Annotated in this window: 26 protein-coding genes and 1 other RNA gene; 8 read left to right on the top strand and 19 right to left on the bottom strand. The window is 40.0% G+C overall.

The window, feature by feature from the left end:
* Nucleotides 1-2: 2 nt before the first annotated feature.
* The 12 genes from MHH40_RS00515 to MHH40_RS00460 form a co-directional block, all read right to left on the bottom strand.
* Complete coding sequence (locus MHH40_RS00515) at nucleotides 3-1,508, bottom strand: carboxypeptidase M32 (protein WP_003216050.1); 1,506 nt, start codon at nucleotides 1,506-1,508, stop codon at nucleotides 3-5.
* A 128-nt stretch (nucleotides 1,509-1,636) separates the two neighbouring features.
* Nucleotides 1,637-3,574 (bottom strand): ATP-dependent DNA helicase, encoded by a 1,938-nt coding sequence (locus MHH40_RS00510; RefSeq protein ID WP_050943879.1) that lies wholly within the window; start codon nucleotides 3,572-3,574, stop codon nucleotides 1,637-1,639.
* A gap of 74 nt (nucleotides 3,575-3,648) precedes the next feature.
* A complete protein-coding gene (locus MHH40_RS00505) occupies nucleotides 3,649-3,846 on the bottom strand; it encodes a hypothetical protein (protein ID WP_050943878.1) in 198 nt (65 codons plus the stop codon).
* Between the two features lie 106 nt (nucleotides 3,847-3,952).
* Nucleotides 3,953-5,107: a THUMP domain-containing class I SAM-dependent RNA methyltransferase gene (locus MHH40_RS00500; RefSeq protein ID WP_050943877.1), complete on the bottom strand. Its 1,155-nt coding sequence runs from the start codon at nucleotides 5,105-5,107 to the stop codon at nucleotides 3,953-3,955.
* A gap of 110 nt (nucleotides 5,108-5,217) precedes the next feature.
* Nucleotides 5,218-5,601, bottom strand: an RNA gene (gene rnpB / locus MHH40_RS00495) — RNase P RNA component class B.
* A gap of 61 nt (nucleotides 5,602-5,662) precedes the next feature.
* Nucleotides 5,663-5,968 (bottom strand): cell division regulator GpsB, encoded by a 306-nt coding sequence (gene gpsB / locus MHH40_RS00490; RefSeq protein ID WP_003215578.1) that lies wholly within the window; start codon nucleotides 5,966-5,968, stop codon nucleotides 5,663-5,665.
* Nucleotides 5,969-6,043: 75 nt separating this feature from the next.
* Nucleotides 6,044-6,586, bottom strand: coding sequence for a DUF1273 domain-containing protein (locus tag MHH40_RS00485; protein WP_199800961.1), 543 nt, complete (start codon nucleotides 6,584-6,586; stop codon nucleotides 6,044-6,046).
* Between the two features lie 49 nt (nucleotides 6,587-6,635).
* On the bottom strand, nucleotides 6,636-6,872 hold the full coding sequence (gene cotD / locus MHH40_RS00480; protein ID WP_080984739.1) for a spore coat protein CotD: 237 nt from the start codon (nucleotides 6,870-6,872) through the stop codon (nucleotides 6,636-6,638).
* Between the two features lie 936 nt (nucleotides 6,873-7,808).
* Nucleotides 7,809-8,000 (bottom strand): hypothetical protein, encoded by a 192-nt coding sequence (locus tag MHH40_RS00475; RefSeq protein WP_050943875.1) that lies wholly within the window; start codon nucleotides 7,998-8,000, stop codon nucleotides 7,809-7,811.
* Nucleotides 8,001-8,072: 72 nt separating this feature from the next.
* Entirely contained in the window at nucleotides 8,073-9,497 is a 1,425-nt protein-coding gene (locus MHH40_RS00470) for an NAD-dependent succinate-semialdehyde dehydrogenase (protein WP_050943980.1), read from the bottom strand.
* 137 nt (nucleotides 9,498-9,634) lie between these two features.
* A complete protein-coding gene (locus MHH40_RS00465; protein ID WP_050943874.1) occupies nucleotides 9,635-10,813 on the bottom strand; it encodes an iron-containing alcohol dehydrogenase in 1,179 nt (392 codons plus the stop codon).
* An 84-nt stretch (nucleotides 10,814-10,897) separates the two neighbouring features.
* A complete protein-coding gene (locus MHH40_RS00460; protein ID WP_050943873.1) occupies nucleotides 10,898-12,229 on the bottom strand; it encodes an MFS transporter in 1,332 nt (443 codons plus the stop codon).
* Nucleotides 12,230-12,516: 287 nt separating this feature from the next.
* On the opposite strand from MHH40_RS00460, the gene MHH40_RS00455 reads away from it, so the two are divergent.
* The 4 genes from MHH40_RS00455 to MHH40_RS00440 all read left to right on the top strand — a co-directional run bounded on the left by MHH40_RS00455 (nucleotide 12,517) and on the right by MHH40_RS00440 (nucleotide 17,683).
* Entirely contained in the window at nucleotides 12,517-13,224 is a 708-nt protein-coding gene (locus MHH40_RS00455; RefSeq protein ID WP_050943872.1) for a FadR/GntR family transcriptional regulator, read from the top strand.
* Between the two features lie 23 nt (nucleotides 13,225-13,247).
* On the top strand, nucleotides 13,248-14,657 hold the full coding sequence (locus MHH40_RS00450; RefSeq protein ID WP_050943871.1) for an FAD-binding oxidoreductase: 1,410 nt from the start codon (nucleotides 13,248-13,250) through the stop codon (nucleotides 14,655-14,657).
* A 1-nt stretch (nucleotide 14,658) separates the two neighbouring features.
* A complete protein-coding gene (locus MHH40_RS00445; protein ID WP_050943870.1) occupies nucleotides 14,659-15,963 on the top strand; it encodes a (Fe-S)-binding protein in 1,305 nt (434 codons plus the stop codon).
* Between the two features lie 601 nt (nucleotides 15,964-16,564).
* On the top strand, nucleotides 16,565-17,683 hold the full coding sequence (locus MHH40_RS00440) for an NADH-dependent flavin oxidoreductase (RefSeq protein ID WP_050943869.1): 1,119 nt from the start codon (nucleotides 16,565-16,567) through the stop codon (nucleotides 17,681-17,683).
* Between the two features lie 50 nt (nucleotides 17,684-17,733).
* On the opposite strand, the gene MHH40_RS00435 is transcribed toward MHH40_RS00440, so the two are convergent.
* Complete coding sequence (locus MHH40_RS00435; RefSeq protein WP_003216086.1) at nucleotides 17,734-18,240, bottom strand: PTS sugar transporter subunit IIA; 507 nt, start codon at nucleotides 18,238-18,240, stop codon at nucleotides 17,734-17,736.
* A gap of 167 nt (nucleotides 18,241-18,407) precedes the next feature.
* Between MHH40_RS00435 and MHH40_RS00430 the strand changes: the two genes are divergently transcribed.
* Nucleotides 18,408-18,827 carry an Hsp20/alpha crystallin family protein gene (locus tag MHH40_RS00430; RefSeq protein WP_003215994.1) on the top strand — a complete coding sequence of 140 codons (420 nt, stop codon included), beginning with the start codon at nucleotides 18,408-18,410 and terminating at the stop codon, nucleotides 18,825-18,827.
* Nucleotides 18,828-18,847: 20 nt separating this feature from the next.
* Here the strand turns inward: MHH40_RS00430 and MHH40_RS00425 are convergent, their stop codons facing one another.
* The 3 genes from MHH40_RS00425 to MHH40_RS00415 form a co-directional block, all read right to left on the bottom strand.
* Nucleotides 18,848-19,300: a YppG family protein gene (locus MHH40_RS00425; protein WP_137055056.1), complete on the bottom strand. Its 453-nt coding sequence runs from the start codon at nucleotides 19,298-19,300 to the stop codon at nucleotides 18,848-18,850.
* A gap of 106 nt (nucleotides 19,301-19,406) precedes the next feature.
* Entirely contained in the window at nucleotides 19,407-19,778 is a 372-nt protein-coding gene (locus tag MHH40_RS00420) for a YppE family protein (RefSeq protein ID WP_340900538.1), read from the bottom strand.
* A gap of 57 nt (nucleotides 19,779-19,835) precedes the next feature.
* Entirely contained in the window at nucleotides 19,836-20,069 is a 234-nt protein-coding gene (locus MHH40_RS00415) for a DUF5446 family protein (protein ID WP_340900537.1), read from the bottom strand.
* A 196-nt stretch (nucleotides 20,070-20,265) separates the two neighbouring features.
* Here MHH40_RS00415 and sspM point away from each other — a divergent pair, with 196 nt between their 5' ends.
* Nucleotides 20,266-20,370, top strand: coding sequence for an acid-soluble spore protein SspM (sspM, locus tag MHH40_RS00410; RefSeq protein WP_012010346.1), 105 nt, complete (start codon nucleotides 20,266-20,268; stop codon nucleotides 20,368-20,370).
* 23 nt (nucleotides 20,371-20,393) lie between these two features.
* Here the strand turns inward: sspM and MHH40_RS00405 are convergent, their stop codons facing one another.
* Entirely contained in the window at nucleotides 20,394-21,350 is a 957-nt protein-coding gene (locus MHH40_RS00405) for a DUF2515 domain-containing protein (RefSeq protein WP_309216849.1), read from the bottom strand.
* A gap of 46 nt (nucleotides 21,351-21,396) precedes the next feature.
* On the opposite strand from MHH40_RS00405, the gene recU reads away from it, so the two are divergent.
* Together recU and MHH40_RS00395 are read left to right on the top strand one after the other, a co-directional pair.
* The gene (gene recU / locus MHH40_RS00400; protein ID WP_050943864.1) at nucleotides 21,397-22,008 is read left to right on the top strand and encodes a Holliday junction resolvase RecU; all 612 of its coding nucleotides are present in this window, start codon (nucleotides 21,397-21,399) and stop codon (nucleotides 22,006-22,008) included.
* Between the two features lie 43 nt (nucleotides 22,009-22,051).
* Nucleotides 22,052-24,766: a PBP1A family penicillin-binding protein gene (locus MHH40_RS00395; RefSeq protein ID WP_050943863.1), complete on the top strand. Its 2,715-nt coding sequence runs from the start codon at nucleotides 22,052-22,054 to the stop codon at nucleotides 24,764-24,766.
* A 234-nt stretch (nucleotides 24,767-25,000) separates the two neighbouring features.
* Here MHH40_RS00395 and MHH40_RS00390 read toward each other — a convergent pair whose 3' ends face one another.
* Nucleotides 25,001-25,510 carry a YpoC family protein gene (locus tag MHH40_RS00390; protein WP_003215857.1) on the bottom strand — a complete coding sequence of 170 codons (510 nt, stop codon included), beginning with the start codon at nucleotides 25,508-25,510 and terminating at the stop codon, nucleotides 25,001-25,003.
* Entirely contained in the window at nucleotides 25,507-26,169 is a 663-nt protein-coding gene (nth, locus tag MHH40_RS00385) for an endonuclease III (protein ID WP_012010351.1), read from the bottom strand. Before nth ends, MHH40_RS00390 begins: the two co-directional genes overlap by 4 nt.

The following is a 26,169-nucleotide window of genomic DNA, read 5'->3' as shown; positions in this document are numbered from 1 at the left end:
ATTTAAGATAAATACAGTTTCGTATATTTATCCGTTAAATAATCGATTAAATATTGTACATTTAATTCCTCACCAGTCGCATCTTGAATGATTTCAGAAGGCTTTTTGCGTTTTCCATGCTGGTGAACATGTGTTGTGAGCCATTCTTTTATCGGTGCAAAAGACCCATTTTGAATCAGCTCATCAAAATTCGGTAAATCTTTGATCATTTGGTGCTTTAGTTGCGCTGCATACATATAACCAAGGGCATATGAAGGGAAATATCCAAAGCTACCATCAGACCAGTGAACATCCTGCAAGATGCCGAGTGCATCATTAGGAGGCGTAATGCCAAGATATGCTTTATATTTTTCATTCCACAGTGCAGGCAGGTCTTCGACTGCCACTTCTTCATTAAATATCGCTTTTTCAATTTCATAGCGGATGATAATGTGAAGCGGATATGTAAGCTCATCTGCTTCAATTCGAATATAAGTTGGCTTCGATTCATTCACTGCATGCACAAAGTCTTCTAAAGAGACATCTTTAAACTGCTCAGGAGACGCTTCCTGAAGCTTTTGATAATACGTTTTCCAGAAGTCTTCATGTCTGCCAATAAAGTTCTCAAAGAAAAGAGACTGTGATTCATGGATCCCCATTGATGTGCCATCACATAATAACGTTCCGCTCAGCGCCTCATCAATGTTTTGTTCATAGATGGCATGACCACACTCATGAATCGTGCCAAAGATCGCCATCCGAAAATCATGCTCATCATAACGGGTCGTCACACGAACGTCCCCTCTGCTCAATGTCACAGCAAACGGATGAACTGTTGTATCCAGACGTCCTGCGTCAAAGTCATACCCTAATTCTTTTAAGAAGAAAAGACTCAGTTCCTTTTGTTTGTCGATCGGAAAGCTTTTCGATAAAAATGAAGTATCCGGTTTATGAGGAGAGGCTTCGATTTTTTTCACGAGAGGAACAATGGCATCACGAAGTGCACCAAACTTTTGATCTAGCTGTTCAACCGTCATATCTGGTTCATAATTATTGAGCAGCACATCATATGGCGTTTGTTTCACGCCCCAATATTGAATAAAACGCTTGTTAAAATCAATGAGCTGTTTTAAGTATGGTGCAAAGAGTGAAAAGTCTGATTTCTCCCTTGCTTCTACCCAGACATGCTCTGCTTTTGATTGTAAAATCGAGTATTCTTTAAATTCTTCTTTCGGAATTTTGCTGTTTTCATCATACTCTTTTTGTGATAATTCGAGCGCCTTTTGTGTATCTTTTGACAGCTCATCTCGGTGTTTATTTAATGCGTGGAGAAGATCTCTCATTTCATCAGAAGTCTTCATATTAAAAATATCACTTGATAATTGACCGATCGTTTCAGCTCTGAAATCGGCGCTTTTTTTAGGCGCCTGTGTTCTAGAGTCCCAATAAAGTAAATGGAGCGCCTCCGTATAGTGGGCGATTTTTCCTAGTAATTGATAAAACGCTTTCTCTTTTGCTTCAAGACTCATACGTTTGTTCCCCCAATCGATAAAATATGTATGTACGTTTCAAGGCTACTTCAAGGAATGTTCTTTTGTCAATCAAAAAGGAGGATACGCAGATGGTATCCTCCTCTCTTTTCTCGTTCATATGTTATTTAAGATGTGATGATTGGCTTTACTGGCAGAACGGATTCAATTTTACTTTGAAGCTCTGTATCTTCCTTACGGTCAAAGTAAATATGAATGGTTCCTGCATCTTGGCTTGTCCGAATCAGTCTCCCAATTCCTTGTCGTAAGCGCAGCAGCATATACGGAAGATCGACTTCAGCACGAGCATCCTTTGCTTCATTCCGTTTCGCCTCAAATACCGGATCACGAGGCGGGTAAGGAAGTCCCCAGATGATCACATTTGTTAATGATTGACCTGGAATATCTAATCCTTCCCAAAGGTGAACAGAGCATAACACAGACGTCTCATCTGCTTGGAACTTTTGAACAATTGTACTGATTTCCTCGTCTCCCTCAAAGTACACGTCGAAAGGCAGTGATTCATTCGATGCCTCAAGCTGCTTTCTAAAGAAATGAAGTTCATCAAATGAAGGGAACAAAATGAGAGACCGTCCTCCATTATCTTTCAGCTGAGTGATCACTTGCTGTCCTTTTACTTCTTGCTCTTGAAGCTGCTGAATCCCGTGGAAATAAATCTTCATTTGTTCATCGTAATCATACGGCGAAGCGACACTCATTGATAAGTAATCTTTAATCCCAAGACTTTCAGCTAAATAATCAAAGGATTGATTTTCAGACAATGTAGCAGAAGAGAAAATGTATGGTCTTTTTTGCGAGAATACCTTTTCACCAAGCACCTCTGCGACAGTCTTTGGCATCACAACAAATGTCGTATCTAATTCCTGCTTTTCAAGCCAGCTAATCGCATTTTTTTGATAAAGCGACAGAGAATACGCCATTTGTTCAATGTACTCTTCCACAACAGACAATTCGTATTGATCGATTGTATACATCTCTGATTCAAATACGAGTGCTTCTCCGATTTTTTCAAGTAAATCACACAATTCACTTGCTGAACGCTTCACCTCATCCACACGTCCAATTTCAAGTCGATGTGAGCCCTTGATTTCTTTGGCATGTGTTTTTAAGAGATAAAAGAACTCATCGTTTGTAGCAAGTGCATCTTCAACGAGCTCGGCAAACTCTTCGCGTATATCGTTTTGTAGCAGGCGCTCTAAAAAGGTTTCGAGCATTGATTGCTTCACGCGGTATGTCAGTGCTTTTTGTGCAGCAAATTCAAGAAGATGGCCTTCATCAAATACAACGGAGCTATGTTCTGGAAGCAGCGGAAGCTGACCCTCACGTTTGCGTGATTCCTTCGTCCACACATGCTCCATATAAAAATCATGAGAACAGATGATGAGGTCTGTTGCTTTCCGGTAATGATCTCTTGATAAATTCAGACCACAGCGATGACGCATATCGCACGTCAAGCAGTCCTGAAACGAGTCATAGCCAATGCGTGACCATTCATCATTGGATAGCTCTGGGTACTCTTTTCGATCACCATACGGATAAAAGTTTTGCATGCCATGTGATTCATGAACAAATGAAGGAAGCGATTCATAAATATCGAGCCACTTCTCATCATCTTCACGCTGCATGGTTTTCTCTAATTTCTTTAAGCATAAATATTGATCATGCGATTTACTTAATCTCGCATCTATTTGAATATCAAGGTGATTGGCAATTTTATAGATATCACCCTCTTGTTTCACTAGCTGTTCAATTAACGTTTCGTCTGCACATGCAATAATCGCAGGTTTCCCTGTATACCTTGCATATGTGACCGCAAATAATAGATAAACGATGGTTTTGCCTGTGCCTACCCCAGCTTCGGCAAACATCACACTTTTTTCTTTAAAGGCTCTTTCTAGTTGAAAAGCCATGAATATTTGTTCATCTCGAAGATCAAAGCCCTTTTCTGGCAAAATGTCATAGAACACATCACCAATCCAGTTGCCCAGTTCTTCGTAAAAATTATGTTCTTTTGATAATGAAAAAGGCAAACGAGATGCTGTCACCTGCTTCAACCCCCAACTTTTGAATCATTCAGACATTCTATAGTAACATTTATGCTGGGGAATGACAATCTTTTTTATGACCGCAAACGATGTTGATAAGTTTCCTTCATTAAAAATGCGTGCTCAGAACGCTCTATGTAAGCCTGAGCAAGCGCTAAATCTTCGATGGCTGCAGTCAGCTGAGCAGATTGTCCACCTTCTTGCCCTTCAATTTGTTGAGCAGTCGAAGCGAGCGCTTTTTGGATTAACTGAAATTGATCATATTGTATCATGGAGACACCTCTTTTTTTAAAATCAAGTTCAGTTTATTCCGTCCCGTGAAGGTTTATACCTTTCTGGGATAAAAAAAGCCACACCTTCTGTAGGTGTGACATTTTTTTATGATTCAGTTGTCTGTTTTCTAGGCGGGCGTTTTCCCCAATATTGGTAATAGTCTGTTTTAATAAAACCATTAAACAGTTTTCTCTTTTTCGTTGCTTTTCTACCAAAGCACTCTTCGAACTTTTCATGTGACGTTAAGATGTAAATGGACCATGTGTCTAGGCTTTTAAATGCTTCGCCCATTCCTTGATACATTTTTTCAACCGCTGGTTTATCACTGAGTCGTTCTCCGTAAGGCGGATTTCCGACAATCACACCGTAATCTTCTTTTGTTTGAAAGTCTTTCACTTGCATTTGTTTAAACTCAATCAATTCACTTAGTCCCGCTTCTTCTGCATTCATTTTTGCAATGTCTATCATCCGGTGGTCGATATCTCTTGCAATAATGTGGAGCGGCTGATCATAGTTTGCTTTTTCTTCCACTTCGTGACGCGCTTTGTTCCATACATCTTCACCAATCCATTCCCATGACTCAGACGCAAATTCCCGGTTAAATCCTGGGGCAATGTTTTGCCCAATCATGGCCGCTTCAATGGCGATTGTTCCTGATCCGCAGAAAGGATCAACAAACGGACGGTCAGGTGTCCAGTTCGTTAATAGCACGAGTGCAGCTGCAAGGGTTTCTTTAATAGGTGCTCCGCCTTGATCCATGCGGTACCCCCGTTTATGAAGACCTACACCAGATGTATCAAGCGTGAGCACAGCTTTATCTTTTAAAAGGGCAACCTCAATTTTATACTCAGGTCCTGTTTCTTCAAGCCATTCAGACTGTATGTTGTAAGAGGATATGAGCTTTTGCGCAATTGCCTTTTTGACGATACGCTGGCAATCCGGCACACTGGCAAGCTGTGATTTCACAGATTTACCGATGACTGGGAACGTGCTGTTTTTCGGTAAAAAAGAGGCCCAGTCAATCGCCTTTGTGCGTTCAAACAGCTCATCGAAGGTTTTTGCCGAAAATTCAGCAACTTGTACCTTTATGCGGTCTGCTGTACGCAGCCAAAGGTTCGCACGGCAAATCGCAAGAGCGTCTCCTTCGAAAATCACTTTTCCGTTGTCTACTGTGCAGTCATAGCCAAGGTCTCTTACTTCTTTTGCAACAATCGCTTCAATTCCCATTGGAGCCGTTGCGATAAGTGTATAGGTTTTCATTGATTTATCACCTGTTTTCTCGTCCTTTTATGTATTCCAAGATAAAAGCTCTCCATATGTTGAAATAGGAGAGCTTTGTTTTCATCATGTTTATCATAACGGATATAACGTTCTGTAAGCCATGTTTTGTTCCATTGTACTGCAAACGGCAAATGCCTCGTACTCAGGTGGTAATCATCTATCTACAGAATTCTCTGTCCTTCTCTCCGTTTGGTTCCTTTGAGAAAGTTCCCCTACCAAGTTTGGGTTTCTCGCTCGAGGGGTTTACCGCGTTCCACTCTCACCATTTCTAGTGAGACTTCGTCACTGTGGCACTTTCAAGGATACTTTGCCATATCCTAAAAGGACGTAGGCATTTTTCCTGCCGTCAGCCTTTCCCAGGCTGCCCTGGCTTATTTTTTCGCCAGGCACGAACACTACGGGCATCTCAGCACCGTGCGAGCATGGACTTTCCTCTGCAATGTCTAAAAGCATTGCAGCGATTACCCGAACGTTAATCAACAAGCGTTATTATAAACGACAATGACATCAGGCACAAGCTTTTTTCAGTAAGGCTCAATCATAAAGTTTGCTGCCGAAAACATGTTTCTCAAGGTTAGATAGTCTTTTTAAAATATCAGAGTTTGTTGTATTAGACTGTGCAGGCTGTCTTTTCCCTTGCTCAACGGCTTCCTCAAGCTGTTTAGACAAATGGAGGTTTTCTTGTTGAAGCTTTTCGATTTCTTGGTTGAAGGACTCATAGTCTTTAATGACCATATCTAAAAATTTATCGACTTCTTCTTGTTTGTATCCTCTGACACCTGTTTTAAATTCTTTTTCTAAAATTTCTTTTGCAGAAAGCTTTACTTTATCAGCAAGCATCTTTTTCACCTCATATCGTGAATTCATAGTATATTTTTTCAGAAATACGTGACGTTGTCAAATTTTCTCTTGCTTTTAGTCAAAAAACGGATCTTCCGCCTCAACTTGCGCTCTCAAATCATCCATTGTGATGTACATAATGGGGTAATCGGTATAGTTTTCCGCTTCTTTGATCATGTACTTTGGCGAGCCATCATGCTCCGGATCATAAAGGGCGAGGAGTCCATCTGTTTTTTCAATAAAAAAACGGTTCTTTTGTTTAAATTGTGCCGGACTTTCATACGGTCTATGCGTGACACTTTCTACAAAATCGGCCTGTGCAAGAATTCCTTCATACAACTCTTTGTTTTGTTCATTCCAGCGCTCTTCCTGTTCATAAAATGGCGTAATGACGGCAAGTTTTAACGCTGGATACTCCTCTTGAAGCTCAAATACCACTTCAGCTGTCCAGATTTCTGCCCCTAGCTGGCCTGATATGAGAACCCACTCGAGGCCATCTTCAATTAAAGCTGTCAGCCTTTTTTGAAGCTCCGCTTTTATGTATTGAAGTGCAGGCTCGTCTTGTTTGAATATCCCAAGCTCAAATGGCTTGTACCCTGTGACAGCAATAATTTTCATTTTTTCACCTGCTTTTAAAAAAAGGGACTTATAAAAGTCCCATTCCACTTTATCTGTTACAGCAAGGTCCACCGCAGTTAAAGTGTTGATGTGTTGCCGGGTCCACCTGAGAAAACGTATGCGGGAAGTAGTGAACATGTTTGAAATTTTGATGGTGAACATTTGTCACATGTTGCGGATGGATATGCGGCACAATTGTTGTTGAATCACTGTGTGTACAGCAATGATTCGTCGGATGAACAATTGGCTGTGTAACATTCGGTTGGCAATGATGATGATGGTACATGTAGCATTCCCCTCTCCTTAATTTTCTTACATTAACAATGTATGAATTAAGAGGTGTACATGTACTAATGCATTAACCTATTTTAAAAGTTTGCAAGGAAAACATCCTTATAGTTTGAAAACACAAATGCGACCAAAATGACAACAAGAAAAAACAAGTAGAAAAGACCTTTATACATGCTCTACGCTCCTCATTCAATATCTAACGTTATTTTACAGGATTCATGACTTTTCTACAATAAAAGTGCTAAACAATTTTTATTTTCGGCCGAGAGCCGAACGTTGTCATGTTTTGCGCTTTCCCGGGCAATAATTTCATTGTCCAGCTTTCCGAAGTAGACGAGTTATTCTTTTTTCGAGCTCAATACTTTTTTTAACTGGTATGCTCAAAATCAACCGTTCTGAGCTCTTTTAAATGCCTTGTTGCGCTTTCTTGATCCCGATGAGGCAGAGATCATGTAGCACAACTCAAAGAGGTTCTCCGTCAGCTATGACACGAAGCTCGTATTGTTGCTGTTGTACGCTGTACTGCCTCTATTATATGGCGAGAGTTTCATTGGACGAGCCGATATTATCGGGGAGAGAAAAACTGGAACACTCGTTGTTAAAAACATCTGGTCCGAGAACAGTATGAAGCAAATAAACAATTGCAACCAGCTGAACAGTTGTTTCCAAAAAATTTGAACAGGTGAGACAATTTTGGCAGAGTCTACGAACTGATATTTCATGTATGTGTATAAGGATAATTAAGTTGCGCCTCTTATCCTAAATTTCAAAGCTACACTTATCGTGTAATTTTCTCTTCTGTTTGCCTACTCGTTCTTTTTGCCATGTTTACAATAAAAAACCGTATTTAAGATCATTATGATCTTAAATACGGTTACAATCAAAGAACTTTATTATCCGAAAACAGGAGAACTCTTTCGGATATCATCCATTAAAGAGTTTGACTTCTTTCCTCTAATTTATTAGAGGTTACTGCCAACTGATCCGTACTCTTTGTAACTGTTTGTAGCGCATTACTCGATTGATCTGCTGAAACCACCGTCTGCTTCACACGCGCAGCAGCCTGCTCAGTTCCTATTGCAATTTCCTCATTTATTTTGCTAACATTTTCACTATCATTCATAAGAATTTCTCAGAAGTATCTTGAATATTGATCGTTACAATGTTTTTTTATTATTCGTCATTACACCATTTTTTATTTAATACCCATGGAAATATATTTTTCTTCTAAGTATTCGTCCAGCCCTTGATGTCCGCCTTCACGCCCCATTCCACTCTCTTTAATTCCTCCAAATGGAGCTTGAGCAACTGCAGGAACTGCATCGTTCATACCAATAATCCCGAATTCTAGAGCTTCAGAAACTCTGACGGATCGACTAAAATTTTCTGTATAGAAATACGCAGCTAAACCATATTCTGTCGAATTTGCATATCGAACGACTTCTTCTTCTGTCTCGAATGGAATAATTGGAGCAACTGGCCCAAATGTTTCCTCACTCGTAATAAGCATGTTTGAATTTACTTCACCCAAAATGGTAGGTTCATAAAACAACCCCTCAGACAATTCACCTTTAAGGCGTTGTCCGCCATAAAGAAGGCGAGCTCCTTTAGAAACAGCATCATTTACATGCTCTTCCACTTTCTCTAAACTTTCGGGACTTACCAAGGGTCCAACTTGTACACTTGGATCAATACTATTCCCAACTTTAAGAGCTTTCACTTTTTCTACAAAAAGTTCTGAAAACTTATCTATAACAGAGCTTTGGACATAGATTCGATTTGCACATACGCACGTTTGCCCTGTATTTCTAAATTTACTTTCAACCGCACCTGTAGCAGCAGCTTCTAAATCAGCATCTTCAAAAACAATAAATGGTGCATGTCCACCAAGTTCCAATGACAACCGCTTCAATTGTGCAGCAGACTTGGTCACTAATAATTTCCCAACCTCAGTAGATCCTGTAAATGAAATCTTTCTAACTGTTGGGTTTTCAAAAATTTCATCAGAAATTGGGCCTGAAGCACCTGTTACGATGTTTACAACTCCTTTTGGCACTCCTGCCATTTCTACCAATTTTCCAAACGCAATCGCACTAATAGGAGATTGTCCAGCTGGTTTCACAACAGATGTACACCCAGCTGCCATCGCAGGACCTACTTTTCTAGTCATCATGGCTAAAGGGAAATTCCATGGAGTAATTGCTGCAACGACACCAATTGGCTGGCGGATAACCATTAACCTTTTGTTAACAGCAGAAGCAGGAATCGTTTCTCCATAAATCCTTCTTCCTTCTTCAGCAAACCATTGTAAATAACTAGCTGCAAAAGCTACTTCTCCTTTTGCCTCCGTAAAAGGTTTTCCCATTTCCAAACTGATAATTTCTGCTAATTGATCTTGATATTCATGCATAAGATCATACAACTTCAGTAAATAGTGAGCACGTTCGTTTGCCGTTAATTTGGACCAGGATTTAAAAGCATGATCTGCAGCTTCAATCGCCAGCTTTGTCTCTTGATGCCCCCCTTTTGGAGCTTGAGCAATAATTTGACCAGTTGATGGGTTTGTTATTGAAAATGTTTTTCCATCTAATGCAGCTGTCCATTCACCATTGACATACATTTTTAATTTCTCTAATTCAACTAAAGAATTGACTTTTAACAAAAAAATTCCCCCTTAAATAAATTATCTTCAAGCACTGATATAAAATCTAAATTTTAGGCGTCTAGTTTGTCATTACACTTGCAATCTTTTGTAGATTACATCTCATCTAACGCACCATAATATGCTTTTTCAATAATCAAGTGAATATCTTCAGCCTTTGTCAGTCTAGGGTTTCTTAATACATTACCACTTCTCATCGAATCGGTTACTAATTTTGGTAAATAATCAAGTGAAACACCCAAATCTTTTATATTAAGAGGGATATTCATCGACTGATTCATTTGGATAACAATTTCAATTGCTTTTTCTGCTGCCAATCGAGTAGATAATCCGCTAACATCTACTCCTAAAGCAATTGCGATATCTTTATACTGTTCTGCACACGCTGGTAAATTATATTTCATTACGAACGGCAATAATGCAGCATTTGCAATACCATGAGGAATATTAAAAACTCCACCAAACGTATGAGATATGGCATGGACATTTCCCAAAAGTGATTGAGAAAATGCCACCCCTGCTATCATTGAGCCAACAAGCATTTTCTCCCTGCTTTCTATATCTGTTCCAACAAAATAAGTCTTAGTTAAATTTTCACCAATCATTTTTATAGCCTGTATAGCAAATCCTTGACTAACAGGACTAGCAGATTTAGATGTATATGATTCTATCGCGTGTGTTAGCGCATCCATCCCTGTTGCTGCTGTAATCCCTTGTGGGAGATGCAACGTAAGAGCAGGGTCTAATATAGCTAAAATTGGAAATAATTTCGGACTAATCACTGCCAATTTAAATAATGTATCTTTATTCGTAACAACGGTCGAGGCTGTTACTTCGCTTCCTGTTCCTGCTGTAGTGGGAATGGCTATGATAGGTAGAGGCGGTATGGTGATTTTTCCCACCCCTTCATAATCAAAGATATGACCAGGGTTAGTAGCCATTGCGGCTATCCCCTTCGCTGTATCGATGCTACTACCACCACCGACAGCTAATACAGCCTCGCTTTTATGCTGTTTAAGACAGTTTGTTCCTTTATGAATCGTATCATCTGATGGATTTGGCTCTATCTCATCATATATTTCATATTCCAAATGAACAGCCTGAAGTGACTTCTCAATCCCTTCTAAAAGATTAGCTGAACGTATACCTTTATCTGTAACGATCAGTACTCTCTTAATCCCTAATTCACTAATCATTTCTCCTGTTTTATTTGAAATTCCGTTGCCACATTCTACTCGCGTGGGCATAAAATATGTGTATGGCATTAAAGACATTGTTAACAACTCCCCATAAGTAATCATTTTGAGTTTAGTAAAACTCATTCTTCAAATCTATTGAACTTGAATCAAACGAAAAGATTATTGATTTGTTGAGATATGTGAATTATCTTGTGAAACTTTTAATTGGCTTTTTCGCATTGCAAACAACAGAGCGCTAGCTACTAGCAAAGATCCACTTAAGAAGAACAATGCAACACTTACATTTCCTGTGGCATCTTGAATCATCCCAATACCATAAGGTCCAACGAATCCACTTAAATTTCCAATTGAATTAATAACAGCAATTCCTACAGCAGCAGCTGAAGTACTTAAAAATTGAGTTGCCAAAGACCAAAAAGGCCCATAGAAACTGTACATGCCTGATACAGCTATAACCATAAATGCAATTGAAAGAAACGGATTTGAGGTCATTCCAGATGCAAACAGTCCTAATGAGCCCACAATCAACGGAATAGCCGCATGAATACGTCTCTCTCCTGAACGGTCAGAACGACGAGACCAGATATTCATTACAATGGCTCCTGCGATATAAGGAATCATTGTAAGCAATCCAATTTGCACATTAGTTAGGACTTCCGAAAGAGATTTAATAATTTGAGGTAGCCAAAAGCCTACACCATATATACCAATGTTAAACATAAAGTAAATTATTGCTAGATACCATACTCGTGGATTAGTTAAGGTTTGTTTGTGTCCAACTAGTTTTTTGTCAGCATCTACCTTTGCTTTTTCTACTCTCTCCTTCTCCAATTCAGCTATTAACCATTGTTTCTCCTCGCTTGAAAGCCATTTCGCTTGGTCTGGTCTATTCGTTAAATAAAATAACGTCACAATCCCTAAAATAACAGCCGGTACACCTTCAAGAACGAACATCCAACGCCATCCATCAAGCCCCATCCATTGGATGTTATCCATAATCCATGTAGAAAGTGGAGCCCCAATAATGTACGAAATAGCAATAGCTGTCATAAACATAGCAATTGTTTTTGCTCTCTCTTTTGCTCTAAACCAATAAGTTAAATACAAAATAACTCCCGGAAAGAATCCCGCTTCTAATGCACCGAGTACAAAACGTAAAATATACAAATGTGTAGCATTTTGAACGAATCCAGTTAAAACAACTACAATCCCCCAAGTTATAAGAATTCGTGCAATCCATTTTTTTGCTCCGAACTTCTCTAACATGATATTACTCGGCACTTCACACAAAAAATAACTTATAAAGAAGATACCAGAAGCAATTCCAAACATCTGACTCGTTAGTCCTAATGCTTGATTCATTTCTAAAGCAGCATAACCTAAATTTGCCCTATCAAGGAACGCAACAATATAGAGAATAATTAAAAATGGTACGAGTCGTCTAGTGACTTTTCGAGTTGTTTGCTTTTCTAATGAAACTGCATTGTTCATACCCATTCCTCCTAATGTATAAAAGCGTGTAAGTATTGAAATGATGAACTTCAATATATATAAAGTGGAGTAAGCCACGAACTTTAAAATATTCAGATTTGTAAGTGCTTTCATTTCAGTTCAAAAACATTGAAAGCAATGCTTAAATTGTCGCAATTTGAAAATTTGTATTACAACTATTGCAAAACCTAGTAAGTTTGTTTATCATTTTATACATAAATGAACGTTTTGTAAATTTAAAATTTAAAATTCATCATACAAATTAAAATTTTATGGAGGATGGTATCGTGTCTCAAAAAGAAAAAGTTTCGCAGATAATTGCTCGTAAATTATTAACTATGATTGAAAATGGAGAGTTTCCTCCAGGTTCAAAGCTGCCAACCGAAATGGAACTAACTGAACAATTTGGAGTAAGCAGAGTTCCAATTCGAGAAGCGCTAAGCATGCTTCGTGCTGCAGGTGTCATTTATTCACGTCAAGGTGGGGGAAGTTACGTAGAAGATTCTGCCAATTCAACATTGCTTCAAAGAATTCATATCGAAACTGATGATATTGACAATATTAAATATCTCTTTGAAATGAGAAAAGTGCTAGAGCCTGAAGTTGCTTACTTAGCTGCCCTCCGTCGCACGCCAAAACAACTTGAAAACATGAAAAGAATATTAGACGAATGGGAGAAAAAATCAATCGAGAATACTACAACTGCTAGAAAGGAAGATATAGATTTTCATAACTCTATTACTTTAGCTACACAAAATCCTATTATGATTCAAACACAAAATAACCTAGCTTCCCTTTATGAAAAAACATTACAAATTACTCTTCGCCCAAATACAGAGTTAAAACTTAAAAGAGAAGCTGTCTACAAAGAACATCGAGATATTTTGCTTGCAATCGAAGCAGAAGAGCCTGAGTTAGCCAAAGTTCTGTCTATGATTCATTTGAAAAATGCAGAAGAGAAAATAAGCTTGTTTATAAAAGATTACACTTTATAGCAAAACGAGAGGATGAGGATTAAATGAAAGTAGTGACCGATTATCATATAGAGAACATCGAAGCAATCATAAAAACGGGGAGAATACTCATAGATGAAAGTGATCGTTTTAGTTATTCATTCGATGGTTCTTTTGGAACCTATTTACCCGATATCGTCATTCAGACTAAAAGCGTAGACGAATTAGCCTCCCTTGTGAAGTTTGCTAATTGCGAAAAAATACCTGTTTGCCCACGAGGTCAGGCAACGAGCCTAAGTGGAGGTCCTCTTCCTGTTAAAGGAGGGATTGTCATAGATTTATCTATTATGAACGATTTGCTTGAAATTCATGAAGAAGATCTTATTGCAATTGTTTCTCCAGGTGTATTGACATCAGACATTCATAAAGCTGCCGAACAAAAAGGACTCATGTATCCACCGGATCCAAGCAGTTCTCACGTTTCTACGATTGCTGGTAATTTAGCAGAAAACTCAGGTGGCCCAAGAGGACTGAAGTATGGCGTGACAAAAGATTATGTCATTGGTCTTGAAATCATTACCCCGGAAGGAGAAATCATCAAAACCGGCGGTAAAACAGTAAAGAATGTTACCGGTTACGATTTAACGAAACTCATTGTGGGTTCAGAAGGAACACTTGGTATTATAACAAAAGCAATATTGAGACTCATTCCTAAACCACAGGCCAGTGGGACCATCATGGCCATTTTTGATAACCTTGTTGATGCTGGAAGTGCCATTTCCAAAATTCTTTCTTCCGGTATTTTGCCATCTAAAATGGAGCTAATGGATCAGTCTTCTATTGTAGCAGTCGAGAATTTTGAACCTCTTGGTTTACCCACTGACGCAGCAGCACTTATATTAATTGAACTTGACGGCCACCCCCTCTCTCTGAAAGAAGAAATGGAACAAGCGGCTGTATTATGCCGTACTGTAGGGGCGAGAGAAGTAACAATTCCAAAGAATAAAGCCGAGGAAACAGAGCTTTGGAAAGCTCGTAAGCTTGTATCACCAGCCATCGCGCGGATTAAGCCAACTAAAATCTCTGAGGATGCTACCGTCCCTCGAAGTAAAATACCTGAAATGTGTGAAAGATTACTGAACATACGTGATAAATACGGCATTCACCTTGTTGTGTTTGGTCATGCTGGTGATGGTAATCTTCATCCGAATATTATTTGTGATAAAACAGATCAGGAAGAAATGATTCGTGTTGAACAAGCTGTTGCAGAAATTTTTACGGCTGCTGTTGAGCTTGGTGGGACACTTTCAGGTGAGCATGGGATTGGAACGATGAAAGCACCGTTTATGGAAATGGAACTCGGTGCAGTTGGACTTGATATGATGAAACGTATAAAAAAAGCATGGGACCCGAACAATATTATGAATCCTGGTAAGATATTCCCTGAGCCAGGACAAAAATTGGAGTTGAGATAACATGACGGTACCACTTAATGAATTAAGAGAAGAACTTCAGTATGACAAAACAAAAAATTGTGTTCAGTGTGGCTATTGTTTACCTGTATGCCCAACATATGTAACTTTCGGTACAGAAACTCACTCACCTCGTGGTCGGATTAATCTAGTAAAGATGGTTGGTGAAGGAAAGATTACAGATTTATCCGTTCTTGAAGAACCACTCAATTTGTGTTTGGGCTGCCGGGCGTGTGAGACAGCTTGTCCCACAGGTGTAGAATATGGTTCGATCCTAGAAGCAGCACGTGCAGCAATTGTAAAACGCAAAAAATTTTCCTTACCAGTACGTCTATTACGAAAAGTGATGCTGAAAAAAGTCATTCCGAACAAAAAGATGATGAATGTAGCTGGTCATTCTATCTGGCTATATAAAACAAGCGGATTACAAAAAGCTGCCCGGGCGTCTGGCATTATGAAAAATACCCCATATAACTTAGGCGAATTTGAGTCGATTATTCCTACTCCTACTTCCCCTATAGAGCGTAGTCGAGCATCAACCGAAGTGAAGGCAAAGCTAAAAGCAAAATATACTGTTGCATTTTTTACTGGCTGTATTATGGACTCTATGTTCCACACTATAAATCAACTATCTATAAAGTTACTTTCAGAAGTAGGCTGTGATGTTGTGGTGGTTCCGAAACAAACCTGTTGCGGAGCACTACAAGCTCATACTGGAGAAATGGACGAAGCACGTCACCTAGCAAAGCAAAATATTCTCGCATTCGAACAAATAAATGCCGATTTTATAGTAAATAATGCAGGAGGTTGCGGCGCCCAGCTTTATGAGTACGGACATTTACTTTCGAATGACGAAGAGTGGGCCGAAAAAGCTGCTGCTTTCTCTGCTAAATCAAGAGATATAAGCCAGGTACTTGTCGCTTGCGGTGGTTTGCCAGACTTACAGCCCCGTCATGGCGAAAGGGTGACCTATCAGCACTCCTGTCATATGACCAATGTTCAGAAAGTAAATCAAGAACCTTTGGAATTATTGAAAAGTATCCCTGGAATACAATTTATCGAAATGGAGCAAGCAAATATGTGCTGCGGATCAGCAGGCATTTATAATATCGTAAATTATGATGCTTCCATGCAGATTCTTGATGAAAAAATGAAGCATACGAAAGCTACAAACGCAACCGTTGTCATCACAACCAATCCAGGTTGCCTATTGCAGATGAAACTTGGTATAGAACGTGAAGGTCTCTCTCATTCTATGCGTGCCCTGCATCTAATTGAATATTTAGCGGAAGCCTCTGGGATCTCATGAGCTTCTCTCTCACTATTTGATCATGATCAATTCCAAAAACAAAAGAAGATTGAAATGATTTCATCCCAAGCCCCTTCTAAGTTCTTTCTTTTTTAAAGAATGAACCTCTCTCTATTTCTTACTGTATGAAACCCACTTTTTGTGGGTTTCATTTCAGAATAAAGCCATGACGAATCAACAAACATAGGAAAGTTCTCCCTGCATGCTATGGGCATCTTCATCTCCTAATTGATTTCCGATCATCCCCACCCTGCCATGACACGCTCATTGGCTTCTTTTTGATGTATATAGAGCTCACTCACGTCCTTTTTTCTAACACGACTTTTATCTTTCAGCGACCTGCTGCGAAATTATCGATGTCTTTGCGGTGTTCTCATTTATTTCATGCCAATGTACAACTTGTTCATCTGCTTTTAATTCATCAATAAGATCAGTCATTATTTTCCTTTCCATTACGTTCCACCTCTTAATTCTAGTGCACCGATTATTTGTTTGCATACGACAATTTTTGAAATGTTTTTCTGAGCAAATTATTTGTTTGCATGTAACCATATCAATTACACTTCAGAAGAGAAAACATTTCAAGAAAGAAGGAAATCGTATGAAAAAAGATTTTGAGCCTTTATTTGAACCATTTACGTTTCCAGGAGGTGCGTCTATTAATGGCCGGTTAGTCGTTGCGCCAATGACACACTTCGGTTCTCACGAGGATGGCACTATTTCTAAAGAGGAAATTGATTTCATTACAGCTAGATCTAGTGATATGGGCATGGTGATCACAGCATGTGCAAACGTGACTCCAGATGGTAAGGCATTTGAAGGACAGCCTTCTATTGCAAGAGATGAAGATATACCCGGCCTGAAAAAACTAGCTTCTGCGATTCAGGCAAAGGGAACAAAAGCCATCATTCAAATTCATCACGGCGGCTCTCAGGCTCTCCCTCACTTAGTTCCAAATGGTGATGTGGTTGCGCCAAGTGACGTGTTTAAAGATGGAAAACAGATTGCACGCGCTTTAAAAGAAGAGGAAATTGTCCATATCATTGACTCTTTTAAAGAAGCGGCAAGACGAGCGGTCGAAGCAGGATTTGACGGCGTGGAAATCCACGGTGCAAACGGTTATCTATTACAGCAATTTTACTCTCCGCATAGCAACCAGCGGACAGATCAGTGGGGAGGAAATGAAGAAAAGCGGCTAGCTTTCCCTATCGCTGTTGTGGATGCAGTGAAAGAAGCAATTGAAAAGCATGCGAAAAAACCGTTTATCTTTGGATATCGATTATCCCCTGAAGAACCAGAAACGCCTGGTTTAACGATGACAGAGACGTTTACCTTAGTCGATGTTCTTAAAACTAAAAACCTTGATTATTTGCATATCTCTTTAATGGAGATTGACTCTAAAGCAAGACGCGGTGCAGATACGGATAAGACGCGTATGGAGCTGCTAAAAGATCGCTGCGGCGATAACCTTCCGCTCATCGGTGTAGGCAGCGTCATTACAGCCGAAGATGCACTAAGTGCCTATAACCAAGGAATTCCGCTTATCGCTATCGCACGTGAGCTGATCGTCGACTCAGATTGGGCAAAGAAGATTAAAGAAGGCAGAGAAAGCGAGATTGAAACTGTTATTAAACGCAGCCAAAAAGATCAATATTTGATTCCAGAAGGATTGTGGTCTGTTATGGAAGCAAGTCAAGGCTGGGTTCCGATGGAAGATTAATGTCATCAAAAAAACTACCCTCATGCGATTGGGTAGTTTTTTTGTCCTGATTATTTTAATTTAACGGTAAAAAGCTTAGATGTCTGTTTTTCAACAGATCCCTTTGGTTCTTTATCGAGATGCTCGATCAAGTCACCATTCATAATGACAATCGGTGTCACTGTACTTGCCGCTTTCTCTTCAATCAGTTCTAAATCACACGTAATGAGAGGGTCACCGATCTTCACTTTATCGCCCTCTTTGATGTGCGCTTCAAATCCTTCACCATTTAATCCCACTGTTTCAAGTCCGATATGAATCAGAAGCTCAAGCCCTGAGAGTGTTCGAATGCCAATTGCATGTTTTGTATGGAAGAGCTGGATGATTTCACCCTCTACTGGTGACACAATCGTGCCACTATTTGGTTTGACTGCTACGCCGTCTCCCATCATCTTTTGAGAAAAAACAGGGTCTGGTACATCCGTCATATCCATTAACTCTCCATCAGCTGGAGAATAAATGATTTCTTCTTTTACATCATCTTGGTTTTTCCCGAAACCGAATAATTTTTTCAGCAATGTCAATTGCTCCCTTCAAGCTTTGCTTCTATATCTATTCCGTGTATGAAACGCTGCGCTCATACACCTTGCTTCATTCAACACTATTTAATCATAATTTTTTCCTCTCATCAATTGATAACCGCCTGAGTCCTTTCTGCATAGGCTGTAGATGAGAGGTGATTCAAATGGAACATGAAGGCGAAAAGAAACATGAATTGCTGGCAAATGAAGATATTCTCTATGAAGCGATTGAGCAATTTTTCGCATCCTCCCCGTTTCATGAGATATTAAATAGTGCGGAGGCACTCATGACCACATCGCATTCACTTGCATCGATTACGACCGATGTGACAGAGGATGAGCAGTTTGTGTATATCGCAATCCAATTTCCCGACCATTTTGTCGAAGGCGATATCGCACTAGAAGTAAAAGCCCAATATTTACACTTATCCGTACAGGAAACAATTAAAACGGATACAACTTCCTCGTATTCGAGCTTTACAAAAACCATTTTAATGCCGGCAAAAATAGATGAAACGAACATGAAAAGCGTGTGGAAAGATCAAACGCTTCGTGTGACGGCACCAAAGCAAAGAGCCCAATAGATCCTTCTATTGGGTTTTAACTATGCTTTAAAAATGCTCGTAAATCCTTTCGCTAATGAGCCTACTTGATTCATCGTACTCATCATTTGCCCAGCTGTATCAAACATTTTGTTAAAGTCGAATTGTCCATTCGTTTTTTTGAATTGCGATAGCACACTTTTAAATTGAGATGATTGCTGTTTTTGCGGTCTTGGCAAAGGATAAGGGTTCATAGGCTGCTGCATGGGCATCATACCTGGTGGCTGCATCTGGGGTTGATTGATCGCTTCGGGCGGCTGAAAAGGCGGCACATTTTCTTGATATCCATAAGGCGGCTGATAGACAGCAGGTGATGCCTGGCTCATTCCACCTTGATGTGGCGGCATAAAATATTCTGGAGGCTGCGGAGGCTGCTGCTGCATTTCTGGATACGGAAATGGCCCTTGATTGAATGGATTGAATTCATACGGCTGCTGGTTTGAATAAGGGATCATATATCTCGCTCCTCTCGCTCTCAGCGCATAGTCTTGTCACTCATATATTATGACGAAAAGCAGAAGATGTGCCTAAAGCAGCCATAAGAAAAACGCAGCGATGTCTTCAGCTGCGCTTGTTGATTTCTTCTATTAAAAGGTTCAGTGTGTAAATCACTGACTCAACTAAATTTTTCACACGGGGTGCATGCTGTTTGCCAAAATAAGATTGCAGGACAACCTCTTTCCCATTTTCTTTGACAGCTTCAAGCTGTTCTTCGTGTAAATATATAGGCTTCGCCAGATGAATAAACGAGATCGCAGCAGTGAGCCACTCTTCCATTTTCTGATCAAATGACTCAACGGCCGGCTGAATTTCTGTGTGAAAATCATATACGGGGTATTCCTCTTCAGCCTTTCCCTTTTGGTACTGCTCATACGCCTCTTCGATCCATATTCTCAGCTCTTGTGTATGTTCAAGTAATGTTTGATTATCCAAAGTGTTCACCTCTATGAACCATCCTATCAAACGTTTACTTATTGCTCAAATAGAAAGCTACCCTGCGTGGTATGCCGGTCTTGCCGCCAGTTGATACTCAGCTGCGTGAATCTTCACTTCACAGTCCTTTACTTCTGATTCAAGCCGGTCTATCATTTGTTCTTGCTCCTCTATGGCTGCACGTGTTGTTTCGTTCACAGCAAAAGACAGCTCTTCTTCCACCGCATCAATTTTTCGCTCGATTTCCTCTAATAACTGCAAAATGGATTCTTTTGATACAAATTCGCTCATCATCAGATTCCTCCTTTATCGTCTCTCGTTACATTCTCTTTTCTTTCACACCCTCCTTCACACATGACAAAACTAGAAGCAAATCGCCAATCTAAGTGTAGATGAGCGCTATTTCTTCCTTTTCGACATATGCTTGTCCTTCTTTGTATGATTGCGTCCGATTGTGTAAATTCTAAGGACAAAGGAGGTAGATTTCATGAAAAAGCAGCCAGCACCAAAAGAGCAAAAGCCAAAAGGGAAAGAAAACAGTACAGATCAGCTTGATAAAAAGCTCGGCGGTCCTAATCGACCATCCACGTAAAAAAAGCAGGTACCCCCTGCTTTTTATTTATGCAAAAAATAGTGCTCTAATGAGAAAAGAAAACGAAGCTGTCTTTTTTTATGAAAATACCAGTCGGTCAGCTCAATTTGTTTTGGCAATGTCTCTGCATCAAACAAAGATGAGCTCAATTTCTTTTGAAACCAATCTTCTCTTTGATCGTCTAATGAATGTGTCATCACTGGATAAACAGTTCGAAGAAAAGGTGTTGACCTTCTAGCGATCCCTAAAAACGGCTCAAAATCAAACCGTGATCCGGTATGCGGAACAGTATGCAAAAAATGATAAAAATCCGAAAATAAATCGGCCCGAAATAATAGTTTCGCTAGTTTTTTCCCTAATGAAATACGCTCCTTTACGTGGGAAAACTTCCGTATGGTTAACCCGTACAAATGCCCGTCCACCGTTGGAAAAACAACGGTTTGAAAATGTCCCCACTCACTAAACAGATATTGAATCGAGTGAAAAACATTCTTTTTCAGTAGAGGATTTTGTATAATAGGAGATTGTATAGTATATTGTTCATTTATGATGAGTGCATAAAGCAGGCGCTCTGTGTCACGCTTTAGCCAAAAACGTTCCCACTCAGTGCTCATAAAACGAGATACAGAAAAATACGGAAGCAGATGGAACAAAGGTTTGCCGCACCGCTTAGACCATTCATACAAAAGAAGCTGAGGGTAAGCATCCGAAAAGATCAGCCAATTCGCTCTTTCATATGCTGTGAAAAAAAGGTGCCCCTCTTGATCTGTTAAACCTGGATGGAAGAGCTCGCCCTTTAGATCCGTCATAGACCATCCAGCATTTCTCGAGACAAAGGAAGCAAGCAGCGACCATTTCATCTCTGGATGACGATCATAAAAGCGCTTGTAAGCATTTGTCCTCGTCAGGTTGTCTTTATTTTTCACTTTCGTTTCACGCAATATATGCTGAGTGATTATGTGCTCTTCTTGTGACAACATAGGTATCTCTCCAATACAAAATGCATTAAAAGGAGGCTGAAACTTGATGATTCGGTATCCAAACGGAAAATCGTATCAGCCCATTCAACCAATTGGGACAAAAAAAAGAATCAGCGGCGAATCCTCTTATAGTAACCGCGGGATGACGCTTGAGGCTGACTTAAATGAAACCAACCAGTACTATTTGGTCAATGGGATCGCAGTCATTCATAAAAAGCCTACCCCCGTTCAGATTGTGAATGTGGATTATCCAAAAAGAAGCGCTGCTGTGATCAAAGAAGCCTATTTTAAGCAATCATCCACAACAGACTATAATGGAGTGTACAAAGGGCGCTATATCGATTTTGAAGCAAAGGAGACCAAAAGCACCACCTCGTTTCCGCTCAAAAATTTCCACGACCATCAAATTGAGCATATGAAACAGGTTGAAAAGCTAGGCGGCATTTGTTTCGTTATTATATCCGCATTTGGCTCCGTTTATTATTTGCCCGCTTCAGATCTCTTTTTCTTCTGGGAGCGGCAGAAGCTAAACGGCCGGAAATCCATTAGTAAAGATGAATTAATGGAAGCCGGCCACTTAATGACACTTGGATATTCGCCAAGAATTGATTATATTAAAGTAGTGGAGACACTTCATTTTTCGGATGAAAGTGAGTAGCAATGACGTTCGAAAAAGGTTTAACACGAAAGGTTGAGATGTGATGTCTGATCAATTTACAAGTCGTGAACAGCGACGTAAAGCAAGTCAAGAAAACAATAAGAAGCAAAAGAACAAAAAAGGCAAAAAGAAAGCAGGTCTATTTAAAAAAATATTTTTATCTTTACTCGTGATCGGTCTTCTTTGTGTAGTGGCCGGAATCACAACTTTTGCCGTTTTTGCATCGAGCGCTCCTTCAATTGATGATAGTAAGCTCAAAACACCGTATTCTTCAAAGCTTTATGACATAGACAAGAAAGTGTTTGCAGAAGTCGGTGCGGAAAAAAGAACGTATGTCTCGATTAAAGATATACCCGATGTGGTAAAAGAAGCATTTATCGCAACGGAAGATGCACGTTTTTATAAACACCACGGGATTGACCCAATCCGTATTGGCGGTGCCCTTGTCGCAAACGTCGAGGACGGCTTTGGAGCTGAAGGTGGAAGTACAATTACACAGCAAGTTGTGAAAAACACTCTACTTAACAATCAAAAAACGTTAAAACGTAAAGTACAGGAAGTATGGCTCTCGATTCAGCTTGAGCAAAAGTACTCTAAAGATGAAATTTTAGAAATGTATTTAAACCGCATTTTCTTCTCACCTTATGCTTACGGTGTTGGGAAAGCGGCTGAACAATTTTTCGGCGTGACAGATTTAAATAAACTAACGGTTGCACAGGCTGCCACACTTGCAGGTATGCCGCAGAGTCCTTCTGCTTATAACCCAGTGAAAAATCCTGAGGCAGCGGAAAAACGCCGCAATATCGTGCTAGGGCTCATGAAAAAACAAGGCTACATTTCAGAGAAAGACTATGAAGTTGCAAAAGCAACCCCTGTCAGCAAAACTGTCATCCCTGCTGATAAATATAAGAGCCAGAACTCAAGTAAGTATTCTGCTTATATTGAAGAAGTCATGGAAGAAGTACAGAAAAAAGCCAAAGTGGATGTATCAACTGATGGACTAAAAATCTATACATCACTTGATCGAAAAGCTCAGGATCACCTAGATGATATTATCAATGGAGATTCAGTTGGATTTACGAAAGGTATGCAGGCAGGTGTTACTCTGCTTGATACGAAAAATGGTGAAATTCGCGCTATTGGCGGTGGACGTGATGTACCAGCCGGCGGCTTTAACTATGCGACTGATGCAAAACGTCAGCCAGGTTCAACAATCAAACCAATTTTAGATTACGGTCCAGTCATTGAAAACAAAAAATGGTCAACGTACCAGCAAATTGATGATGCGCCGTATACGTACTCAAACGGTACACCAATTAATAACTTTGACAGAAGACATTTAGGGAAAATGTCGATGAGAAGTGCTTTGGCACAATCACGAAACATCCCTGCCCTAAAAGCTTTCCAAGAAGCTGGCACAGACAATGCCGTTCAATTCGCCAATAATTTAGGTATGGACTTACCGTCTGACATTCCTGAGTCTTACTCAATCGGTGGATTTGACGATGGCGTGTCCTCTCTAAAAATGGCTGGGGCCTTTAGTGCATTCGGTAATAATGGATATTATAACGAACCGCATGCTGTCAAGTCTGTTGAATTTAATGACGGTACAAAGCTTGACCTAACGCCAGATTCCAAAGCGGCTATGAGTGATTACACAGCCTTTATGGTCACAGATATGCTGAAAACTGCTGTCCAATCTGGAACTGGGACACTTGCACAAGTACCGAACGTTCAAGTAGCTGGTAAAACAGGTACAACGAACTTTACACAAGATGATATCAATAAATACAATATTCCTTCTGGCGGTGCGAAAGATTCGTGGTTTGTTGGTTATACGCCGCAATATACAGCAGCCGTTTGGACTGGAATCGGTAACTCAAAAGATGCGGACGGCAAAATGTGGCTCACAGATTATGAGCAGCGTGTTGCCAAACTCGTCTTCCAGCGATTAATTTCTCAAATTGATGATGGAAGCGGCTCATTTGAAAAACCAGACAGTGTCGTAGAAGCTACGGTTGAAAAAGGATCGGATCCAGCGAAATTGGCCGGACCAAATACACCTAGTGAGAAGAAGACAACAGAATACTTTGTAAAAGGTACGGTTCCGACAAAAGTGTCTGACACATATGAGAAAAAAGAAGCTGATAAGCCTTCTGATTTAAAAGCAGTGTATGATGAAGAGAAAAAATCCATCACACTGACTTGGGGCTATGATAACGACGCAGATGCTACATTTAATGTAAAACAAGCGGTAGATAACGGCGGCTATAAAGAGATTCAAAACAGTTCTGCTAAAGAAGCGGTCATCTCTGATGTAAAGCCTGGCTCTACTTATAAATTCCAAGTGACAGCCACTGTAGAGGATGTCACAAGTAAAGCAGCTTCTACCTTCCTCACCATCAAAGATGATGAAGATAAGGAAGAAAAAGCAGATGATGAGAACAAAGAAGAAGAAGAACCACAGCAGCCTGACGACGAGCAGACAGACCAGACTGACGATAACAAAAATCAACCCCCAGGCACTGATGAGCAAAAGCCAGATGATAAAAAAGATCCAGACAAAGATAAGGATCAGGATCAAGGCGGAAATACGGAAAACGGAAATAATGGTTCTTCCGATGATGGCTCAGACAGTACAAATGGGAACGGCAATTCACAAACTGACAATAAAGATAAAAAGAAAGATGATGCAAAAACGAACTCTCAAAACTCAAGTTCGCAATCAACTTCTCCTAATCGAAAAGAAAATGAATAATGAAAAAGCACTTGCCTATATGGCAAGTGCTTTTATTGTTGACAAAGTGCTAAAATGATGTTTATTTTAGCACTTTGTCTTCTTTTCAGCGTGATAGAAAACCTTTGAAGTCTAGGAAGGGCGAGCACTGGCGCGGAGCGAATTGAACATTCGTGAGCACTAGCGCGCAGACCTGACAACGAATGCGAGGGTTTGTCTACACGCTGAGCACTTGCCTATATGGCAAGTGCTTTTTTAACGGTTTTGTCTGATTTTTTTAAGTGCTTCATATTTTCCATACTGCTTTTTTAGTTCTGTGTATAGCTCGTCTAGTTGAATGAAGCAGTGATATTGAGTCGGTTTTACCAATATGAACTCTAAACGTTCTGTCCAATTAATAGGAGCAACAGGAAATGTCTCTTGCTTAATATGTTCCCAATCAAGCGTTTGCAGTCTCTCCCCTTTGATCCAGTAAAACATCGCAATCATACTGACAATCCCTTGCAGCATATCATCTTCTTCACACCGGGACTTTCTTGTTTGAAAACGAGGAAGCATTTTTTCTTTTAATTCATTCCACAGTTCGAACATCACAGGAACAAATTCTTCTGTTTTCTGCCATGGAAGTTCATCTCTTAAAGGTTCTGAAGATAGATCATATGCGAGTGGATGCTCTCTAAGGATGTCTACTCGATCGCCTTTCATCTCTACCTTTTTCCCTTTTAGTTTTTCGACATATGAGGAAAAAACAACTGCCCCGCTCATGCCAGCTTCACCAATCCTTTTTTCAGCCTCTTCTGCCCTTCTCTACACATATCAAGAAGCGGACAAGATTCGCACTGCGGACGTTGCGCTTTGCAGTGATATCTGCCAAAAAAGATCAGGCGGTGATGCGTCACAGACCAATCTTCTTCTGGCACTTTTTTCATTAAGGTTTGTTCTACTTCGAGAACAGAATCCTTCCAGCGGCAGATTCCCAGTCTCTTGCTAACACGTTCTACATGTGTATCCACTGCAATTGCCGGCACCCCAAAAGCGACCGAAACAACGACATTTGCTGTTTTCCGGCCCACCCCAGGAAGCTTCACAAGCTCGTCCCGATCCTTTGGCACTTCGCCGCCATATTCTTCAATCAGCATTTTGCTCAACTTTTGAATGTTTTTGGCTTTATTTCGATAAAGGCCAATCGAACGAATATCTTGCTGCAATTCTTCAAGCGGTACACTTAAATAGTCTTCTGGTGTTTTATATTTTTGAAATAACGTTTTGGTCACTTTGTTGACAAGCACGTCTGTACACTGCGCAGAGAGTGCTACAGCGATCACAAGTTCAAATGGATTCGAATGAACAAGCTCACACTCGGCCTCTGGAAACATATCTCCTATAATATCTAAACATTCATTGATTTGTTTTTTTGATAACAT

The sequence above is a fragment of the Bacillus sp. FSL K6-2431 genome (assembly GCF_038005165.1).
Classification (GTDB): domain Bacteria; phylum Bacillota; class Bacilli; order Bacillales; family Bacillaceae; genus Bacillus; species Bacillus pumilus.
Note: the sequence above shows the minus strand (reverse complement) of the source record. Positions and strands in the feature narration are given on the sequence as shown.

What these genes read in the sequence shown, in the direction of transcription:
- MHH40_RS00460 (WP_050943873.1), bottom strand. Translation starts at nt 12,229, where the DNA reads ATGAACAATGCAGTTTCATTAGAAAAGCAAACAACTCGAAAAGTCACT.
- MHH40_RS00390 (WP_003215857.1), bottom strand. Translation starts at nt 25,510, where the DNA reads ATGAGCGGGGCAGTTGTTTTTTCCTCATATGTCGAAAAACTAAAAGGG.
- MHH40_RS00450 (WP_050943871.1), top strand. Translation starts at nt 13,248, where the DNA reads ATGAAAGTAGTGACCGATTATCATATAGAGAACATCGAAGCAATCATA.
- sspM (WP_012010346.1), top strand. Translation starts at nt 20,266, where the DNA reads ATGAAAAAGCAGCCAGCACCAAAAGAGCAAAAGCCAAAAGGGAAAGAA.
- MHH40_RS00415 (WP_340900537.1), bottom strand. Translation starts at nt 20,069, where the DNA reads ATGAGCGAATTTGTATCAAAAGAATCCATTTTGCAGTTATTAGAGGAA.
- MHH40_RS00475 (WP_050943875.1), bottom strand. Translation starts at nt 8,000, where the DNA reads ATGAATGATAGTGAAAATGTTAGCAAAATAAATGAGGAAATTGCAATA.
- cotD (WP_080984739.1), bottom strand. Translation starts at nt 6,872, where the DNA reads ATGTACCATCATCATCATTGCCAACCGAATGTTACACAGCCAATTGTT.
- MHH40_RS00440 (WP_050943869.1), top strand. Translation starts at nt 16,565, where the DNA reads ATGAAAAAAGATTTTGAGCCTTTATTTGAACCATTTACGTTTCCAGGA.
- MHH40_RS00485 (WP_199800961.1), bottom strand. Translation starts at nt 6,586, where the DNA reads ATGAAAATTATTGCTGTCACAGGGTACAAGCCATTTGAGCTTGGGATA.
- MHH40_RS00465 (WP_050943874.1), bottom strand. Translation starts at nt 10,813, where the DNA reads ATGTCTTTAATGCCATACACATATTTTATGCCCACGCGAGTAGAATGT.
- MHH40_RS00445 (WP_050943870.1), top strand. Translation starts at nt 14,659, where the DNA reads ATGACGGTACCACTTAATGAATTAAGAGAAGAACTTCAGTATGACAAA.
- MHH40_RS00505 (WP_050943878.1), bottom strand. Translation starts at nt 3,846, where the DNA reads ATGATACAATATGATCAATTTCAGTTAATCCAAAAAGCGCTCGCTTCG.
- nth (WP_012010351.1), bottom strand. Translation starts at nt 26,169, where the DNA reads ATGTTATCAAAAAAACAAATCAATGAATGTTTAGATATTATAGGAGAT.
- MHH40_RS00405 (WP_309216849.1), bottom strand. Translation starts at nt 21,350, where the DNA reads ATGTTGTCACAAGAAGAGCACATAATCACTCAGCATATATTGCGTGAA.
- MHH40_RS00515 (WP_003216050.1), bottom strand. Translation starts at nt 1,508, where the DNA reads ATGAGTCTTGAAGCAAAAGAGAAAGCGTTTTATCAATTACTAGGAAAA.
- gpsB (WP_003215578.1), bottom strand. Translation starts at nt 5,968, where the DNA reads ATGCTTGCTGATAAAGTAAAGCTTTCTGCAAAAGAAATTTTAGAAAAA.
- MHH40_RS00500 (WP_050943877.1), bottom strand. Translation starts at nt 5,107, where the DNA reads ATGAAAACCTATACACTTATCGCAACGGCTCCAATGGGAATTGAAGCG.
- MHH40_RS00395 (WP_050943863.1), top strand. Translation starts at nt 22,052, where the DNA reads ATGTCTGATCAATTTACAAGTCGTGAACAGCGACGTAAAGCAAGTCAA.
- MHH40_RS00425 (WP_137055056.1), bottom strand. Translation starts at nt 19,300, where the DNA reads ATGATCCCTTATTCAAACCAGCAGCCGTATGAATTCAATCCATTCAAT.
- MHH40_RS00470 (WP_050943980.1), bottom strand. Translation starts at nt 9,497, where the DNA reads ATGTATGTCAATGGTGAATGGACAGCTGCATTAGATGGAAAAACATTT.
- recU (WP_050943864.1), top strand. Translation starts at nt 21,397, where the DNA reads ATGATTCGGTATCCAAACGGAAAATCGTATCAGCCCATTCAACCAATT.
- MHH40_RS00430 (WP_003215994.1), top strand. Translation starts at nt 18,408, where the DNA reads ATGGAACATGAAGGCGAAAAGAAACATGAATTGCTGGCAAATGAAGAT.